The 18453-nt window shown below is 30.3% G+C and carries 16 protein-coding genes; 5 read left to right on the forward strand and 11 right to left on the reverse strand.

Features of this window, described 5'->3' with window-relative positions; genetic code table 11:
• Positions 1–140 precede the first annotated feature (140 nt).
• From CIT01_07705 to CIT01_07725, 5 genes are all read left to right on the forward strand, one after another.
• Positions 141–944 carry a hypothetical protein gene (locus CIT01_07705; protein ID AXV38088.1) on the forward strand — a complete coding sequence of 268 codons (804 nt, stop codon included), beginning with the start codon at positions 141–143 and terminating at the stop codon, positions 942–944.
• Between the two features lie 31 nt (positions 945–975).
• Positions 976–1476, forward strand: a complete 501-nt coding sequence (locus CIT01_07710; protein ID AXV38089.1) for a MarR family transcriptional regulator — start codon at positions 976–978, stop codon at positions 1474–1476.
• Between the two features lie 54 nt (positions 1477–1530).
• On the forward strand, positions 1531–2070 hold the full coding sequence (locus CIT01_07715) for a nitric oxide synthase (GenBank protein AXV38090.1): 540 nt from the start codon (positions 1531–1533) through the stop codon (positions 2068–2070).
• 132 nt (positions 2071–2202) lie between these two features.
• A complete protein-coding gene (locus tag CIT01_07720) occupies positions 2203–2610 on the forward strand; it encodes a hypothetical protein (protein ID AXV38091.1) in 408 nt (135 codons plus the stop codon).
• Positions 2611–2653: 43 nt separating this feature from the next.
• Positions 2654–2995: a hypothetical protein gene (locus CIT01_07725; protein AXV38092.1), complete on the forward strand. Its 342-nt coding sequence runs from the start codon at positions 2654–2656 to the stop codon at positions 2993–2995.
• 132 nt (positions 2996–3127) lie between these two features.
• On the opposite strand, the gene CIT01_07730 is transcribed toward CIT01_07725, so the two are convergent.
• From CIT01_07730 to CIT01_07780, 11 genes are all read right to left on the reverse strand, one after another.
• Positions 3128–4534, reverse strand: coding sequence for an undecaprenyl-phosphate glucose phosphotransferase (locus tag CIT01_07730; GenBank protein AXV38093.1), 1407 nt, complete (start codon positions 4532–4534; stop codon positions 3128–3130).
• Positions 4535–4606: 72 nt separating this feature from the next.
• Positions 4607–5497 (reverse strand): glycosyl transferase family 2, encoded by an 891-nt coding sequence (locus tag CIT01_07735; protein ID AXV38094.1) that lies wholly within the window; start codon positions 5495–5497, stop codon positions 4607–4609.
• 165 nt (positions 5498–5662) lie between these two features.
• A complete protein-coding gene (locus tag CIT01_07740) occupies positions 5663–6709 on the reverse strand; it encodes a hypothetical protein (GenBank protein ID AXV38095.1) in 1047 nt (348 codons plus the stop codon).
• A 42-nt stretch (positions 6710–6751) separates the two neighbouring features.
• Positions 6752–7717 carry a glycosyl transferase family 2 gene (locus CIT01_07745; GenBank protein ID AXV38096.1) on the reverse strand — a complete coding sequence of 322 codons (966 nt, stop codon included), beginning with the start codon at positions 7715–7717 and terminating at the stop codon, positions 6752–6754.
• Positions 7718–7980: 263 nt separating this feature from the next.
• Positions 7981–8676, reverse strand: coding sequence for a teichoic acid ABC transporter ATP-binding protein (locus tag CIT01_07750; GenBank protein AXV38762.1), 696 nt, complete (start codon positions 8674–8676; stop codon positions 7981–7983).
• A 65-nt stretch (positions 8677–8741) separates the two neighbouring features.
• Positions 8742–9539 carry an ABC transporter gene (locus CIT01_07755; protein AXV38097.1) on the reverse strand — a complete coding sequence of 266 codons (798 nt, stop codon included), beginning with the start codon at positions 9537–9539 and terminating at the stop codon, positions 8742–8744.
• Positions 9540–9599: 60 nt separating this feature from the next.
• Complete coding sequence (locus CIT01_07760; GenBank protein AXV38098.1) at positions 9600–10931, reverse strand: UDP-glucose 6-dehydrogenase; 1332 nt, start codon at positions 10929–10931, stop codon at positions 9600–9602.
• A 300-nt stretch (positions 10932–11231) separates the two neighbouring features.
• Positions 11232–13040, reverse strand: a complete 1809-nt coding sequence (locus tag CIT01_07765) for a family 2 glycosyl transferase (protein AXV38099.1) — start codon at positions 13038–13040, stop codon at positions 11232–11234.
• A 131-nt stretch (positions 13041–13171) separates the two neighbouring features.
• Positions 13172–14305, reverse strand: a complete 1134-nt coding sequence (locus CIT01_07770) for a hypothetical protein (protein ID AXV38100.1) — start codon at positions 14303–14305, stop codon at positions 13172–13174.
• 273 nt (positions 14306–14578) lie between these two features.
• Positions 14579–16342: a hypothetical protein gene (locus tag CIT01_07775; protein ID AXV38101.1), complete on the reverse strand. Its 1764-nt coding sequence runs from the start codon at positions 16340–16342 to the stop codon at positions 14579–14581.
• Between the two features lie 82 nt (positions 16343–16424).
• Complete coding sequence (locus CIT01_07780) at positions 16425–18242, reverse strand: hypothetical protein (protein ID AXV38102.1); 1818 nt, start codon at positions 18240–18242, stop codon at positions 16425–16427.
• Positions 18243–18453 lie beyond the last annotated feature (211 nt).

Here is an 18453-nt window from a genome sequence, read left to right on the forward strand (position 1 = left end):
AATGCTTTAATTGCTAATTGTAAACCATTTTTAGGCTTTTTAATTTTTTTTTAAATGATTTTTAGTGGTAGTAAATTATATATAGAACATGTAATATATTACCTAAATAAGTAATATATTACCAATAGGTTGTGAGAAGAATGGACACGAAAATAATATACATAAATTCAATTGCAATAGCTGTCTTAGCAGCAATTGCCAACATATCGGGATTATTCTGGAAAAATTTGTATCAAAGTGACACAGTTTCAATAACTGCCCAAATGATGGGACAGGATCTAATCACCTTAATAATAGTTATCCCTCTTCTACTGACATCATTGTATTTAATTGCCAGAGACTCATTAAGGGGGCGTTTGATGTGGATGGGAATTATGTTTTATTTCATCTACACCTATGCTTCAATGTCATTTGCAGCATCTTTCAACCAATTATTCCTGGTTTATGTGGCCTTATTTGCCTTATCTATCTATACATTTATGGGAGAATTATTATCAATGAACATAAAAAAAATCAAGGAAAGCTTCTCCCCAAGATTAATCAACAAAATAACTGCAATTTTTCTTATTATTGCCGGATTGATGCTGGCTGGCATGTGGCTTTCTATGATAGTTGAATCACAACTAACTGGAATAGCCCCAGCAGCACTGGAAAGTTATACAACACTGGTAATTCAGGCACTGGATTTAGCTATCGTTTTTCCTGCCACAATTGTAGTGGGATATCTTTTAATAAAAGGTTATGCGTGGGGATATGTATTAGCTTCAATATTGGTCATAAAAGCATCTCTTATAGGAACAGCAATACTTTCCATGGTACTATTCATGGTTTCAAGTGGAGTAACAGTGGCCATAGGTCAAGTAATTTTCTTTGTATTTTTAACTGTAGTGGGAATTATTATTGCAGTGACCTTCTATAATAATATCAATGAAAAATTAGACTGATCCAATTTCATCCAATTAAGAGGTTAAATTAATGAAAGATTCAGATGTAATTAAGGAAGAACACGGTGTAGGAGAAAGGTTGGGCATGGAAAAATATATATTAGTGGTATTATTTCTAGTTCAACAGCGATGGGGTTACATAATTAATAAAGAGTTCATGGAAGATAACATAACCACTAAACAATGGTTAATGCTGGTAATTCTGGGAACGGCCTTTACTCATGATCCTTCCATGGAGGAAATGGCCCAAGCCATGAGTACCACTCACCAGAATGTGAAACAATTAGCCACCCGTCTAGAAAATCGGGGTTTACTGAAAATAGAACGTGATCCAGAAAACCGACGGATATTAAGACTAAAATTAACCGAAGAACACCACAATTTCTGGGAAAATCGAAGAGAAAAAGATTTAAAGGCCATAGAATCATTGTTTAACGGTTTAAATGATGAAGAAGTAAAAAATCTATTTGAAATCATGTATAAACTGGAAAAATTATCTTTAAATTTATATGAAGAATATAAAAAATCTTAAAATAAAAAGTTCAATACTGAATTGGATATTAAATTAAAATTAGGGGGCAATAAAATGAAAGCTTTAATAGTATATGGAACAAGATACGGGTCAACCTCTGAAATTGCAGAAGAAATAGGAAAAATTTTAAAAGATAAGGGCGTTGAAGTAGATATTTTTGATGTTAAAGAGATGAAAGGTACTGAAATATCTTCCTACGATTTAGTTGTAGCTGGAAGCGGGATCAAGATGGGTTCCTGGACCAAAGAGTCATTAAAATTCCTTGAAAAAAATAAAGACACTCTTTCAACTAGGAAAGTAGCTCTATTTGTGGTATGTGGAGCAACACGCGACGATGAAAAACAATATAAAGAAGCCCAAGAGAAATATTTGGATAATATAGCAGATAAATATCTTATCAATCCACCAGTGGCCATGGGACTCTTTGGAGGAGTAATAGACCCTAATGCCAAATATGGCTTAATGGATAAGCTCATAATGAAGATGGTAAAAAAAGATTTGGAAGAAAAAGGTATAGATACCACAAAGCCCTATGATATGAGAGATTGGGATGAGGTAAGATCATGGGCTTTAGATCTAGTAGAAGCGGAATAAAAAAGGCAGGATAAAGTCCTCTAATTATTTATAGATAAAGGCTAGAAAAGATAATTATTATACACAATCCAACCTTTTATCTTAAAATAGTTAATATCTGTTAAAATTCATGGGGGTATCTTAATATTTGGAATGACCCGGAAACAGTTTCTAAAAAAAAGCAGGAAAACCCTGCAGAAAACCAGTGAAAATCTACTATCCCTAATGCAAATTATTGAAAAGGAATCTAATCAGAATATTAATCCTGAAACTGCTTACTGGAAACTGGACATCCTTCGAAAAGATATTGAATCAATTTTTTTTGAATACGAAAAGTTAAATCCTCCTTTTAATTGCGATAGTTTGCACCGGAGGATAATGAATCTTATGGTAAAATTTCAGGAGGTAATTGTCTACAACCAGGAATATTTAAGACTAGTTCAAAAATCTAAACCAGAATCTAGGGAAACATTCAGAGAATCTCTAACTAAACTGGAAGAATTCCGGGCAGAGTTCAGAATATTAAATGAGATAGTTAAAACTAATTTAATCAAAAAATAGTACATCTGGTTTTTATTTATATTAAGTTAAGGAAGTTTAAAAAATGGAATCAGAGGAAGTGAGTATCACTGAAAAAGATGTTGTTGATGCAATGGATACCTTTACAAAAATTCCATCCTTTTTATTGAAAAGATGGGTATCCAAAAATAAAAATCTGGTTAAAACATTTCAAGGCCAGATAGAAGGCTATAAAGATAAAATGTCTAATAAAGACATGGTTAAACTTAATACAGTCATGAACATGTCTGTAGATGAAATCCAGGATATATTAAATAAGGCGTATCAACAAACTCAAAAGAAACAGTTGAAAATACTGGCAGATCCCCAGACAAAAACTTTCATTGAAATGAATATGCAAGAATTAAGGAATATTTTTCATGGATGATTCTTAAAAACTAGTATTTTAGTTTCAAAAGCTTTTAGAAGGGTTATAAAATTTTCTCTATTTTGAATTATTTTCTCTATTTTGAATTCTCGTTTATAATTTAATATTCATAGTTTAATAAAAAATAAAGCTTTAATATGCATGTTTATCAGTAAATCCTGTCCTGAAGGTCATGAAAAATATTTTTAAATCCAGCATCAGGGTCCAGTTTTCCACGTAGTACATGTCATAGTCTATCCTTTTCTCGATGGAGGTATCTCCCCTCCAACCATTCACCTGAGCCCAGCCAGTCATTCCCGGACGCACATGATGTTTAATCATATATTTTGGAATTTCCTCCCTGAATTTCTCCACAAAATGGGGCCGTTCTGGCCGGGGGCCAATAAGGCTCATATCTCCCTTTAAAATGTTAAAAAATTGGGGCAGTTCGTCAATACTGGTTCTCCTTATAAAAGAACCAAATCTGGTTTTACGGGGATCATCCTCAGTAGTCCACTGGAATTTTTCTTCTTCCTCATCCTGCACTTTCATACTGCGGAATTTATACATCATGAAATTTTTTCTATCAAGTCCTACCCTTTCCTGTTTGTATATAATCGGTCCGGGAGAAGTTATTTTGATTATAACAGCAGTAATGATCATAATAGGGGAAGTGATGATTATGGCCAGTATGGCAACTCCGGTATCTAAAATTCGCTTAATAGCCATGTTATAAGAATTATCCAGTGGTACCCGTCGAATATTCATGAGAGGAATATCATCGATCATATCAATATATGGTTTGGAACGGAAATAGCGGTAATAATCAGGTATAATGTCAGCTTTTACACCGTGTTTCTCACATAGATCAACTATGGCTTCTAAAAGACTGCGATGCCGAGGAGATAGGGTTATAATCACCCGATCAATTTCTTTTGTTAGAAGTAAAGGCTCCAAGTCTATAATTTTTCCAATTATTTCAGAATTTACTACTTTTTGGCCTTTTTCAATGTTATCATCTAAAAATCCAATTATTTCATAGCCTACATAATCATTTTCCATTAGTTTATTGGCAAATTTTTCTCCAAGATCTCCTGCTCCAACCACTAATATGTGTTTGAGGTTATAACCTTTGCTGCGGATGTATTGAAGACCCTGTCTAATGGTATATCTCTCCAACGTGGAAAAGCCAATGCTAAAAATGGCAAACATGGCCAATAAGAATCGTGAATAATCTGTTAAATTCAATACAAATAATAATGCCACCAGAACTAACAATCCAATAATATTAACCTTTATAATCTGAAATAGTTCTGATCTAATGCTTTTTTTAGTTCTTTGCGGTGTATATAAACCGAAGATATAGTATAATAATAAATACATGGGTAAAATAATTAAAAGGGGTGACATGTAGTGATCGAATCCCCAAGTACCGTGCCCAAAACCTAATAAATCGGTTTCAAAGCGTATGTACCAGGCGAGAATCAAAGAAAAGGTTATGACTAACATATCAAGAAAAATCATTATAACGTTAAAAAAACTTTGATTTTGCCGGATCATTTCTACACCATATTATCTAATATTTAAAAATTAAACTCTTAGTTATGTTCAATTAGAGTGCATACATAACTGTTAATAACTTTTTTTCTTTAATTTATTTAAGAACAGCTTTATTTTACAGTTCAACTTTATTCCAATATAAACAAAAACTGTTACAATCCATGGATACTTATGTTTATAGTGTTTATTATAAAATATATACATTGCTCTATAGAATTCATAAATGAGTTTAGGCTTTTCTTTTATATTACTACTTGCTCCTTTATAATGGATTATTTCAGCATCTGAGTAGTAGACTATTTTCCACCCTGCAGATTTAATACGATAGCACCAGTCAATATCTTCACCATACATAAAGAATCTTTCATCCATAAGGCCTATTTGTTTAATGACTTTGCATCTAACCAACATGAATGCTCCTACTAAACATTCAATCTCATATGTCTCATTTTCATCCATGTAGGTAAGATTATACTTCCCAAATTGTTTACTTTTTGGGAAAAGACGGGAAAGACCACTCATATGATAAAATGATACATTTATGTCGGGAAAACTTCGTCGACAAGCCTTATCAAGAGTGCCGTCAGGTAAAACCACTTTACATCCAAGTGCACCAATTTTATCATCTTTCTGCATATAATTTAGACATTTCTCCAGGCAAGCATCTACAATTACTGTGTCAGAATTGAGTAATAAAACATATTCAGCTTTTGATTTTGTTAGAGCAACATTATTTGCGTAGGCAAAACCCTTATTTTCTTTATTGGCTATAAACCTTATCAAACCATTATCTCTTTCCTCTCGAAAGTCTTTTTGTAGTTTTTTAAGGCTGCCATCACCAGATGCATTGTCCACCAGAAATATTTCATAACTAAAGGGATGATCTTTTCTGATAACCGATTCTATGGCCTGTTTAGTTAGATGATAGGTGCGGTAGTTTACGATGATAATTGATAAATCCATTATAATTCTCCTTGCATCTAACATAATTTTATCTATTATTCATATCTCTTTAAATTATCACTTTTTAGTATTTAAAAATTATTTATTAAAAAATAGAATGGTTTTTCTAAAAAACGCTAATTTAATTGGATAAGATTTGATTTTACTACTCTCATTAATCATTTTTTAATTGTGTCCTTCTTTTAACACTTTATCAACATCTTTTTTTATTATAATATTTCTAAATGTATCAATAGCATAATTTACTCCTTTGTTCGTAATATTCCTAGATAAAACATATAAAACAGAAATCGTTGCCACAAACACGTAAATTATGGATAAATAAAGATTTTCAAATACAAAACCAAGACCTAAATATTCAAGTATTGGAGGTAAATAAAAGAGGAAATAAAAGTGGAAAATGTATATTGGAAGTGAATTTTTACCAATCTTGGTTAATAGTGTTTTTCTACTTGTCATTAGATAGAATAAAACAATTATAATGCTCATTCGGGATATATAGGCGAAGGCTAATAAAACCATTCCTTTTAAATTGCCTACTCCTACAATATTGTAGGGCCATGTGAAAGCTAATATGGATGCCTTTTGTGATCCAAAAAATAGAACGCATCCTATTAATAATGTTATTAAGATTATTAGGGAGATATACTTATTTTTAAAATTGATTTTTTCTTTAATCTTCTGGAAATATAAACTTTCTCTTATCTCATTAAAATAAAATCCAAATAAAAACATTGGTAAATAGAGCACAGCTCTTGAAAGTGAAAAATAGTCATTTAGTCCATTCCAGGTAGATGCAAAAAGAGCAACGAGAATACTGATAAATATAGGGTATTTTAGTTTGTCGATAGCTGGCAAAAAACTTCTCCACAAAAATAAGCTCATAAGATACCATAAACCAGGCCCAGGAATAATGAATGAGGATAATGATAACTTTCCATCTACTATGAAGTCTGTGATTATCCACATTATATTAAATAAAAAATAAGGGATAAGAATATTCTTAAATGCTTTCACAGTATTTTCGGGACCAATTTTGGATAAATAACCACTTATAAAAACAAAAAGGGGCATGCGAATAAAAACTATACTAATAAAAATTAAAGGAGAAAGACTATGGGAAACTATTGTTGTTTTTTCATAGAAATGTCCTAAAACAACAAGAAATATAGCTAAACCTCTAAGATTATCAATTTTAATGTCTCTTATCATAAGTTAACCAACTTATATCGTTATTATCATTGAAATAATTACTTAGAAAAAAATGAATTTCAAAGTATTTTTAATGAGCAACCATTCAATTTCTAAATAATTTTTAAAATGTTTATGATTATATTTCACTTTGTTTACGTTATTTAAGGTGTTAAATCCATCTTTTAAACTTTTAATGTAAATAGATGAATATCCCTTTCTTAAAAAGAATATATATTTAATAAAATAGCCCAATAAAAGAAAAATAAAATTAAAAGCAAATTGGGGCCATGGCATATTTTTATATGGAAGATAAACATTATTACGGGCAGCAAGTTTAATCTTAAACTCATTATATCTACTTCCACTGCTCCCACTGCCCACATGGTAGACAACTGCTTCCGGACAGTATACACATTTATAGCCATTTATACGGGCCCGGTAACTTATATCCACATCCTCTAGATATGCAAAAAAATTCTCATCAAAGTAGCCTATTTCGTCTAAGATACTTCTTCTGTAGAGTGAAGCACCAGCACAGGCACTGAAAGTTTCTCTTTCTTTGCTGTATTGATCAGGAGATTTTCCATAACCTACCCTTTTAGTCCAGCCGAGAATGGTGTATTCATCCCCTGCATCATCCATTTTTGCCCGATCATAATACTGGATCATTTTAGATGTAACTGCAAAGATTGATTCGTCTTTTTGGATACATTCATAAAGATTGGACATACATTTAGATTCTAATTCAGTGTCGTTATTGAGAATGAAGATATATTCTGCTGAAGAATTATTGATTCCTAAATTAACTGCTGCAGGAAAACCTAAATTTTTATTGTTTTTTATCAAAATGATTTCTGGATAATATTTTTCAATATATTCAACACTTCCATCAGTGGATGCATTGTCAACAATAATAACATCAAAATAAGGAAAATCCTGATTTTTGATAGAGTTTAAACACTCTTTCAAGAAGTATTTTCCATTATAATTAGTAATTACTGCGGTAATTTTGTTTTTATCAACCATAAAGTTTACCTTGGAAATATTGGATTTATATGATTTAATGGGTTTAAAAAATTTAAGAATGTGAGTATACTCATATTAGGTACTATTCTTTTTTATTAAAAATCTAATGGTATGTGAAAAGACACATATAATTAAAGTCTTTTAAACATTATTTTTTAAGTAGAATAAGATTTTTGATAATTTGTTAAATAAAATTAGGCTTTATTTTATTTGAAATTAGGACAAATTAATTAAAAGAGATTTAAGAATCATAGATTATTTTTTCATGATTCTTCATATGCATCACAAACTTCTTCTACATCTCCTTGCATCTTTATTTCTCCCTTTTCAAGCCAAATTGCCTTATTACAAAGTTTTTTAACCTGGTCTATAGAATGAGATACAAATAAAACCGTAATACCTTTGTCAAACAGTGACATTATTCTATTCTCACTTTTCTCTCTAAATTTAGAATCTCCTACGGATAATACTTCATCTAAAACAAGTATATCTGGTTCTACCATGGTAGCTATGGAAAAACCTAATCTTGCTCTCATTCCTGATGAATAGTTCTTAATTGGTACATTGATAAATTGTTTTATTTCAGAAAACTCAACAATTTCATCATACTTCTCTTCTAAAAATTCTTTAGAATATCCTAAAATGGCACCATTTAGAAATATGTTTTCTTTTCCGGTGTAATCGTTATCAAAACCCGCTCCCAGCTCTAATAAAGGTACAATTCTACCTTTTATCTCCACAGTGCCCTGGCTAGGTTTCATAACGCCTGAAATAATTTTCAGAAGAGTACTTTTACCGGCTCCATTTAATCCGATTATTCCAACTCTATCACCTTTCTCTACTTCAAAGGAAACATTTTTAAGGGCCCAAAACTCTTGAAATAAAAGTTCTCGCTTTAAAAATTTAATAACATACTCTTTAAGATTATCTACCTTCTCTGCACTTAAATTAAATTCCATTCCAATATTGTCAACTTTGATAACGGTTTTTTCCAAATCATCACCTAATATTAATTCTCTTAGTTTTAGATGTATAGTATAAATTTGTCTTGATATTTGTAAAAAAGATATATTCCCAGTATAAGGATCACAACAGCTGAGAAAGTTGCAAATAATAACGATTTTGGATCGTATATTTTTCCATAATAAAATGAGTCTCTGAATAATGTGATAATTACATATATTGGATTTATCTCAAATAAAAAACGGAAATTTTCAGGTATGATATCTATCGGGTAAAAAATTGCACTTCCATACATTAAAAGAGTTATAAAAATCCCATATAAATGCTCCATATCCCTGAAAAATACGGAAATTGTAGACAGCAAAAGACCGGCACCTAATGTAAACATAAATAGTAAAATGATAGGTATGATGGCAAGGGATATATATATAGTAAAATCAGCCTGAGTGGCTACCATTACCATTATAAGCACTACTAATGAGAGTCCAAATGTAACAAAGTTAGAAAGAACCGAACCCAAGGTATACATATATTTAGGAACATATACCTTTTTAATAATAGCCGCATTACTTTTAATAGAATTCATAGCAGTTTTACTTCCTTGTGCATAGAAATCGAATACTAAACGTCCAGTTAATAAGTATACGGGATAGTTTTCTATTCTCCCACCGAAAAGAGTTGAAAATACTATAGTTAAAACTATCATGGTTAATAATGGTTGTAAAAAACTCCAGAATATTCCCAGCACAGATCTTCGATATTTAATCTTTATATCTCTTTTTACAAGTTCGGTAAGTAGATATTTATATTTATTAAAATTGATAAAAAATCGGTGCTGCATTCTGTCACTTAATATCATAGTTATTCCACTAAAATAATCTTTAAATTATATTTAATAATTTGACATACAATTCAAACTCTATGAGTCAGAGTTTCCAATCTGATGATATTCAAATCCCATTTTTTTTAGAGAATCCTTATGGTATTGATTTCTTCCATCAAAGATAATCTTATTTTTCATTTTTTTATCTATTTCCTCGAAGTCAGGGCTTCTGAATTCTTTCCATTCAGTTACTAGAATTAAGGCATCTACATTATTTACTGCATCATATTTATTATCTGAAAACTGTATATTACTCTTATCTTTAAAGTAATAGTTCCCAGCAATTTCCATTGCTTGAGGGTCATACGCATTAATTTTTGCACCTAGTTCAGTTAATTTGTTTACAATTACCACCGAAGGTGCTTCCCGCATGTCGTCAGTTTCTGGTTTAAAAGACAATCCCCATAAAGCGAAGGTTAATCCAGATAAATCATCTCCAAATCTTTTAATTATTTTATTTACAAGGACAATTTTTTGTTCATTATTCACAGATTCAACTTCTTTGAGTATTTTGGAATCATAGCCATTGTCGTGGGCAGTTTTAATTAGTGCCTGAACATCTTTAGGAAAACAGCTCCCTCCATATCCACAGCCGGCATATAAAAAACTGTAGCCTATTCGACTGTCACTACCTATCCCTAATCGCACATTATTAATATCTGCACCAATTCTCTCACATATATTGGCCATTTCATTCATGAATGAGATACGAGTTGCTAACATAGCATTAGAGGCGTACTTAGTCATTTCTGCACTGCGTATGTCCATAATTATAAATCTTTCATGATTGAGGGTAAAAGGAGTGTATAACTCTTTAAGAATATCTATAACTTCTTTATTATCAGAACCTATAACCACCCTATCAGGGTGCATAAAATCTTCAACTGCAGCTCCTTCTTTTAAAAATTCAGGATTGGATACTACGTGCACTTCGTGATTAACATCCCTCTTTTTTAATTCATTATTTATAGTTTCTTTTACTTTATCAGCAGTCCCCACAGGGACAGTTGATTTATTAACCACGATAATCTTGTGAGATACTACCTTTCCTATTTCTTGAGCTGCAGATAATACATATTGTAGGTCAGCACTTCCATCCTCATCCATAGGAGTCCCAACAGCAATGAAACAGATGTCAGTGTTATCTATACCTTCACTTAAATCAGTGGTAAAGTTGAGATTTCCATTTTCATAATTTTTTTTGACTAATTCTTCTAGTCCTGGTTCGTAAATTGGTATGATCCCATTTTTCAGATTTTCAATTTTAGTATTATCAATATCAACACAATAAACTATATTTCCCATTTCTGAAAAACAAGTCCCTGTTACTAATCCAACATAACCGGTTCCAATGACTGTAATTTTCATAGTATCACTTAAATTAAAAATATCAGCTTTTATCAGGCAATAACGGCATTTAATAATTTAAAAAATTTTTAGTTTGTAAAATTTAAAGGTAATCATAATTTTTGAATTTTGTACATAAATATTTTTTTTAAGATTTCAATTAACGTAATTAATTAGTCCCAATCATTTATTAATATTTGCAATGATTACTATCATTTAATTTAACAATTAAAAAAATAGAATAATTCAGAATTAACATAAATCAACTGGCACAGACCCATTAATTTTAAGTAATCCATCAAATTATCTATCCTAATGTTTTTAGGTATCCCATGGGGCTTTTCTATATCCAAGTTTTTTTCTCTGCTTTAATCCCCACTGATTTTTATGAAACATTATATCAAAATCTGCATTACTCTGGGTTTTTTTTCGAAGCTGATCAGTTGATTTCTGTAGTTTATGATAGACAATAGCATCAGATACGTAGTAAATTTTCAGTTTCATTAAATGTCGGGTATAATCACATAATATACGATCTGAGCGATAATGACGTCCATATTCGGCATCAAGTCCTTTTGATTCATCTAATACTTTTCTTTTTATATATGCACAGAAAAATGGTGCAAATTTCAATTCAACATTCTTTCCTGAATGGAAAATTGGCACATTAATAATGTTTTTATGGTGAGTTGAAAGGCTGACATCACATTCATAACTAGCGTAGGCATGGGGAACATGTGTATTAATGGTTTTGGTTTCTGGAGGAAGAATTTGCTGTGGTATAATTATTCCACACTCTGGTAATTCATAGGCACTTTTTTGCATACTCTCTATGGCTCCAGGTGTGATAATAGCATCGTTGTTTAGTATAATTATATCATTTCCAAGATTGGCAATTGAAATTCCTTGATTCACAGCATAACTGAATCCATAATTGATATTATTCAAAATAAGTTTTATCTTACCCTCATTTTCCATTTTGGAGAGGTAATCAACTATGGGCTGGCTTGAGGCGTTATCTACCACTATAATCTCTAGCCAATCACTTGGGTCTAGATTCAGAATTGATTCAATACATTCTTTAAGATCAGTAAGGGATTCATAACTGGGAATGATAATACTCACTTTGTGTGATGGTAAATCCATTTGAAAGGCTCTCTTATATGATTTTAGCCTTCTTTCTTGTTGTTTTTCACGTAAAGATTTTAGATGAGTAACTAAACCGGTGTCATTTGTTATCGTATTTTTAGCTTTTTCATAATAATAATTGGACAGAAGGGTGGGTACGGAGTATATTTCAAATTTTTCAGTAATGCGCATTATCAAATCCCAATCGACATAACGTTTCAAAGTTTCATCAAAACCCCCTAATTTATCATATACTTCCTTTTTGTGGCAAAAAGTGTTTATGTCGATGTAATTTCTATTTTGAAGTAATGAAATATTGAAACTACCAAAACGAACAGCGAATGGATGTTCTTCTTCCCCCCGGTATAATAGTTGACCACCATAAACAGCGTCTGCATCTGGTATTTCATTAAATGCACCCACCATTGCTGCTATATAACCTGGTTCCCACGTATTATCAGAATCTAAATAAGCTATGTATTCTCCTTTAGCTACTCCTAAACCCCTATTTCTGGCGTGGGAAACACCTTGACAGGTTTTATTTTTTATTATTTTAATTTTAGTATTTGAGATACTTTCTAGTAATTCTGTTGTGCCATCATTACTACCGTCATCTATAATAATTAATTCAAAATTTTTGTAAGTCTGTTTAAGTACAGAATCTATAGCACTTTGTAGTGTATCGGCACGGTTGTGCACGGGCATTATTATGGATACTATTATTGATTTTTCTGATTTTAATCCCTTTTTTATTAAGTATTTACCCACGTTTTCCATTAGGGCAAAACATCTTTTATCTTCTTCTTTGAACGGGGCATTTATTACTGGTGAAAGTTTAGAATAGGCAAGAAACTCATCAAAATCATGAAAATTAGGAGTTTCACTTTTAAATTTACAAATTTTAACTTTTATTTTTCTTAAAACTTTGATTAATAAAACCTTGAATTTGATTGTAACAGACTTAAGACTGTTATTCTTTTCCTTCATTATCATTTGCTCCATTTTCTAATAATTAGTAGATAGCATATTTTTGATTATAATAAATAATTTTCTATATTCTTTATATGTCAATTAATTAAAATCTTACTGTTTATTATGGTATATATTTGTATTTCTATGAGTTATCAGAAAATTTAAAATTTAGATGATAAACGATAATTCTCTAACCTTTTTTTAATGATATAAGCTCTGTTGTGGTAAGTGTGATTTTTCAGTACAAATTCATTCAATTCTTTAATTTTTTCTATTCTTTCTTTTTCGTTATTTAAATAATATTCAATTAAGTTATTTAATTCTTCTTTACTGGTAAAATATGGTAATTTACCCTTAAAAGTCTCTTTTGCTCCTTTCTCTCCGTTGGTTATCACCAATGCGTTGCTGGCTATAGCATCAAAAACTCGACTATTAACTGCCCCATAATCTTTTGTAACTCTATTAGCATCATCAATAACGATTTTTGTAGAGGCGTAAACTTCTGGAATTTTTGAATAGTCAATAAATCCTTGGTAGTATTTTTTAAACTTATTTATTTTATTCCAATTTTTCCCATATAATTTAAAATTATATCTCAAACTTTCAGGATCTAGCATCTCAATTATATCCCGGGGATCATCCCAGTAACTACCTGTAAAACAGTAATCACTTTCATATTCTTTCCTCGGCGATATTTTGTTATTAAATCTGGAAGTATTGGTGGCTATGGGTAATAAATAACATTCTTTATTAGTTTCACCTTTTACATAGTTACAGGCAATATTACTATTGGCAAAAATAATATTATATTCTGAGAATCCCGGGTTAGAAACCCATCTATCAAACCAGTTTCGAAGCCATGCAATTTTAATTAAAGATTTATTAGAAGTTTTAATTTTTCTGGGGTCATATGAATCTAGTAGAGATATAACTACATCTACATTTTCATCTACAGCATACCAATAACCGGATCCTTTCCGGGGTAAGAAAGTTATTTCCCATCCATACGTTTTTAAGGCTTCTCCCAATTCCATTGCAGTGAAATAGTCACCTGCTGAACTATTATCATCACATTCTGTTACTACAAAAGCAATTTTGGGATGATCTTTTGAAATATTCTTTTTCCCAGGCAATCCGATTTCTTTATCATTATTAAACAATGTAAAATTTGATAACTTTAATTTTATGGAGTTTAGCTGGTATTGCGTTAATTTAAAATAGTCATCTAACTCATTTTTAAATAGTCTTAAATGTTTTTTGATTTTTTTTAAATCAATAAATTTTTCTCTTTTCATACAAGATCTTCTATGGATTTATGATTGAATAAAATTATAAATTAGTGGGGAAACCTTAATTTTTTCCAAGTAGTCAAAAATATTTTGAGTTATAATTGAGATTTGATAAGATAATATAAAGTATCTTTTATTCTGTATCTAATTTATATAAATAGCCCTATCCATAATTTAATTGTTTTATAAACTCCAAAAACTGAAAGATTCATTTTTCATCATGTTAATGGATATTACAGAATAATATGCTTAATAAAAATACTCATTATTAAAAATTATTTAGTTTTCTTCCAAATCCATATATTTTTCCAGTTCTTCGAATGATTTTTTATCAGCGACAACAGCAAAATCCATTAATATTTGTAATTTAGTTGTATATGGGTCGCTATTTTTGGACATGGTCATTAATGTTTTGTTTTTAGGATATCTATTTGTAAATCTTTCTCTAACTAAATCTTCAACGCATTCCGTAAAACCGATCTTTTTTTCACGATACAAATTAATAATGGTCTTTATTTTCGTATTCAAAAAATAATCTAATTCATTAAATCCTAAAAACTTTAAAAAGAGCCTGCTTTTTGGCCCAAATTCCTCAAATTTACGGTTCAATATCATTTTAAGATTATTTCTAACATACGGGTAATCCCATAAAAATGGTTCTTTTTCATGGTAGGTGGTATCGCCTTTGGTTAAGTACGGTTTTATATTTACTTGTGGTAATGAATCTCCAGCAAATGGAATTTCCAGCAATTCTGGTTCTGATCGTTTTAATATTTCATAGATATATTCCTTGAAATATTCATCTCCATTTTCACCGTATATTATAGCCAACCAGGTTTCATATTTAGTGTAAAATAGGGGGAAGAAAAAGTTTTTGTGGAACAAAATTCTGCGGGCAAACCAGCGATTTCCTGAGTATATTTTGTCCATAGTATACCGTTTAAAAGCATCCATACCTAGCTGGGCTAATACGGCAGGATTAGTAATTTTTCTATTATAAGATGGTACAAAATCTTTAGAGTTAAAGTCTCCTTGAGATATGTAAAAGGTTAAAATATAATCATTATATGTTTTTGTATTAGGTCTTTTATTATTTTCTAGTAAATGATGGAAATGGGGAATATCAAGGACTTTTGCTACTTTTTTAGCTATGACTACGTCTGGATGATTACTTTGACCTGAAGTATGGCACTCGAAGGGTATTCCATTTTTCTTACATATTCCTGATAGTATTGCAGCGGTTAACCTGGAATCAAATCCACCGGTTAATCCTAAGGTAACCTTTTCGATATGAGGTTTTATATTAAGTAAATTTGATTCTACAAACTCCATCAACATCTCAAAATATTCGTTGTATAATTTTTCTTTATTGTTATTATACTCATCTTTAAACCATTCCGGAACTTTAATTGAATCTTTTCTTTCAATATTAATTTTTCCGGCACTGAACTGTATTAAATCATTTGGAAATATCCTTTCAATGTCTTTAAAAATGGTTTTTTGGGGAACTTTACGGGTAGACCATTCTCTGAAAATTGAATCTTCCATAAAATCAATATCAAAATGGTGAACGAAGGTTTTTTCTCTGAATTTTTGTATTCCATCTACTATTAGTTTTATTTCAGTTGCAAGCACCTGGCAGTTTTCGTCTTCATAATAGAATAACTGTCTTAAACTTAGAGGCGGAGTTTTAAAAAACCCATTACCATCTTTATCTATAGAAATAAGTTGATAATCTCCATGTAAATCTGCTGATTCATTAACTTCTTCGAATAATTTACATATATCCTGATTTCGCATTTTCCGGTTTATATTAACCAGTCCATTGCATAAAAAAAGATTATCTTTGTCAACATAATAAGAATAACTATATGATTCGGGTATAATGTGATCATAAGGGTAAATATAAATAATAAAATTAGAAATTTCCAATTTAACTGATTCTCTAGAAATTATGGATGGTGCATAAGCAGATTTTAAAAAGTTTTCATTAACATGATTTTCTTGGAAATCAGCTTTTTTTGATATTAAAATAAAATGCATAGTCTGAACCTCTTTACCTATTAAATAAATGATTATTTATTGAAAATAGTGCTAGCATCTACTAAAGGATTAAATCGTTAAGTTAATTAACATTTTCTAAAGCATATTTTTCAATTTCTTCGAAAGATTTTTTATCAGCGACAACAGCAAAATCCATTAAAATTTGTGTTTTAGTTATATATGCATCTCTTGCTTTGGTCAGTTTTAACATGGTTTTATTTCGGGGGTATTTACCAGAGAATTTTTCTTTTAATAATCTTTTAAAACATTCTTTTAAATTTATTCGGTTTTTGTTATATAATTCCAAGATTCTATTTATATTTTCATTAAGGAAGTAGTCTAATTCATTTAAGCCTATAAGTTTTAGAATTGATTTTTCATTTTTGGTTAATTCATCAAATTTTTTCTTTAGAATCGGCTTTAATTTTTCACTTACAAAGTTGTAGTCCCATAAAAATGGTTCTTTATCATGGTGTTTAGAATCGATTTCAGTTAAATAGGTGTCAGTATCAGTTTGGGGTAACAAATCTCCAACGAATGAAATATCTAACAATTTTGGTTCTGATCGTTTCAGTATCTCATAAACAAATTCTTTATAGGTTTCTTTTCCCTCTTCACCATATAGCAATGCAAACCACATTTCATATTCGGTGAAAAATAATGGAAAAACAAAGTTTTGATGGGATATAACTCTTCTAGCAAACCACCTGCAACCAGAATGTATCTTGTTCTGGTTATACCTTTTATAACCGTCAAATCCTATCTGATATATTTCAGATTCATTTACAGGGAAAGCACCTATTGCTGGTTCTACTTTACTATCAATTAGTGGCGAAAGCCTTGATGACATTTCACGATAATATTTGGGTATATAATCTTTTGAATTCCAATCTCCTTGAGCTAAATAAAATGTTAAAGCATAATCATTATAACTTTTAGTATTGGAAAAATCCTTATTAGGGGGGATATGATGAAAATGGGGAATATTAAGAATTTTAGCCACTTTTTTAGCTAAAATTACATCCGGATGATTATCACGACCCGCAGTATATGATATTAACGGAATATGATGTTTTTTACATATTTTTGAAAGTATTGCTGCGTTTAATCTAGAATCAAATCCACCAGTCAGTCCTATGATTATATTTTTAATGTTAGGTTTTAAGCTAACTAAACTTTTTTCTGTAATATTTAACAGGAATTTATAGTAATCATCATACAATCCATTTTTATCTTTATTAAAAGCATTAATAAACCATTCAGGGATATCTATTGAATTTATTTCTATGATTATTCTTCCTTCATTAAAATATTTGATATCTTGGGGAAATATTCTTTTTATCTCTTTAAAAATTGTATTTTTCGGGAATTTTCTGGGTTTCCATTCTCTGAAAATTGAATCTTCCATAAAATCAATATCAAAATGGTGAACGAAGGTTTTTTCTCTGAATTTTTGTATTCCATCTACTATTAGTTTTATTTCAGTTGCAAGCACTTGGCAGTTTTCGTCTTCATAATAGAATAACTGTCTTAAACTTAGAGGCGGAGTTTTAAGAAAACCATTACCATCTTTATCTATGGAAATAAGTTGATAATCTCCAAAGTAGGTTGAATTAGTATTATCATCAAAAAATTTACATATATCCCGATCTCTTTGAGAGTTATTAATATAAACAAGCCCATTACAGATTAATAACCTACCTGTGTCGTTGTAATATGAATAATCACGAACTTCATGATCAATATGGTCATATGGATAAACATAAACAATAAAATTAGAAATTTCCATCTTAACTGTTTCCCTAGATATTAAAGATGGAGCAGTGGATGAATTTAATAAATCTTGGTTTATATATTCATCTTTAAAACATTCCTTTTTTGATATTAAAATAAAATGCATTTATGACCTCTTTATTTGATTTTCTTTTTATTCCATATAACCTGTACTGAATTACTGGGTTCTAATTTGGATTTTTGACATTTTTAATGTTTTTGAATAATTATCAGCATAATGAAAGGATTAGGTCCTCTGCTCTCTTAACGTCATATATAGTTTAGGGTATTCCTATATCCCTACTGTAAATTTTAACCCTGTTGTTATATTTAGTAGC

The sequence above is a fragment of the Methanobacterium sp. BRmetb2 genome (assembly GCA_003491285.1).
In the GTDB taxonomy this organism is placed as follows: Archaea; Methanobacteriota; Methanobacteria; order Methanobacteriales; family Methanobacteriaceae; genus UBA117.

What these genes read in the sequence shown, in the direction of transcription:
- CIT01_07705 (AXV38088.1), top strand. Translation starts at nt 141, where the DNA reads ATGGACACGAAAATAATATACATAAATTCAATTGCAATAGCTGTCTTA.
- CIT01_07710 (AXV38089.1), top strand. Translation starts at nt 976, where the DNA reads ATGAAAGATTCAGATGTAATTAAGGAAGAACACGGTGTAGGAGAAAGG.
- CIT01_07715 (AXV38090.1), top strand. Translation starts at nt 1,531, where the DNA reads ATGAAAGCTTTAATAGTATATGGAACAAGATACGGGTCAACCTCTGAA.
- CIT01_07720 (AXV38091.1), top strand. Translation starts at nt 2,203, where the DNA reads ATGACCCGGAAACAGTTTCTAAAAAAAAGCAGGAAAACCCTGCAGAAA.
- CIT01_07725 (AXV38092.1), top strand. Translation starts at nt 2,654, where the DNA reads ATGGAATCAGAGGAAGTGAGTATCACTGAAAAAGATGTTGTTGATGCA.
- CIT01_07730 (AXV38093.1), bottom strand. Translation starts at nt 4,534, where the DNA reads ATGATCCGGCAAAATCAAAGTTTTTTTAACGTTATAATGATTTTTCTT.
- CIT01_07735 (AXV38094.1), bottom strand. Translation starts at nt 5,497, where the DNA reads ATGGATTTATCAATTATCATCGTAAACTACCGCACCTATCATCTAACT.
- CIT01_07740 (AXV38095.1), bottom strand. Translation starts at nt 6,709, where the DNA reads ATGATAAGAGACATTAAAATTGATAATCTTAGAGGTTTAGCTATATTT.
- CIT01_07745 (AXV38096.1), bottom strand. Translation starts at nt 7,717, where the DNA reads ATGGTTGATAAAAACAAAATTACCGCAGTAATTACTAATTATAATGGA.
- CIT01_07750 (AXV38762.1), bottom strand. Translation starts at nt 8,676, where the DNA reads ATGGAATTTAATTTAAGTGCAGAGAAGGTAGATAATCTTAAAGAGTAT.
- CIT01_07755 (AXV38097.1), bottom strand. Translation starts at nt 9,539, where the DNA reads ATGATATTAAGTGACAGAATGCAGCACCGATTTTTTATCAATTTTAAT.
- CIT01_07760 (AXV38098.1), bottom strand. Translation starts at nt 10,931, where the DNA reads ATGAAAATTACAGTCATTGGAACCGGTTATGTTGGATTAGTAACAGGG.
- CIT01_07765 (AXV38099.1), bottom strand. Translation starts at nt 13,040, where the DNA reads ATGGAGCAAATGATAATGAAGGAAAAGAATAACAGTCTTAAGTCTGTT.
- CIT01_07770 (AXV38100.1), bottom strand. Translation starts at nt 14,305, where the DNA reads ATGAAAAGAGAAAAATTTATTGATTTAAAAAAAATCAAAAAACATTTA.
- CIT01_07775 (AXV38101.1), bottom strand. Translation starts at nt 16,342, where the DNA reads ATGCATTTTATTTTAATATCAAAAAAAGCTGATTTCCAAGAAAATCAT.
- CIT01_07780 (AXV38102.1), bottom strand. Translation starts at nt 18,242, where the DNA reads ATGCATTTTATTTTAATATCAAAAAAGGAATGTTTTAAAGATGAATAT.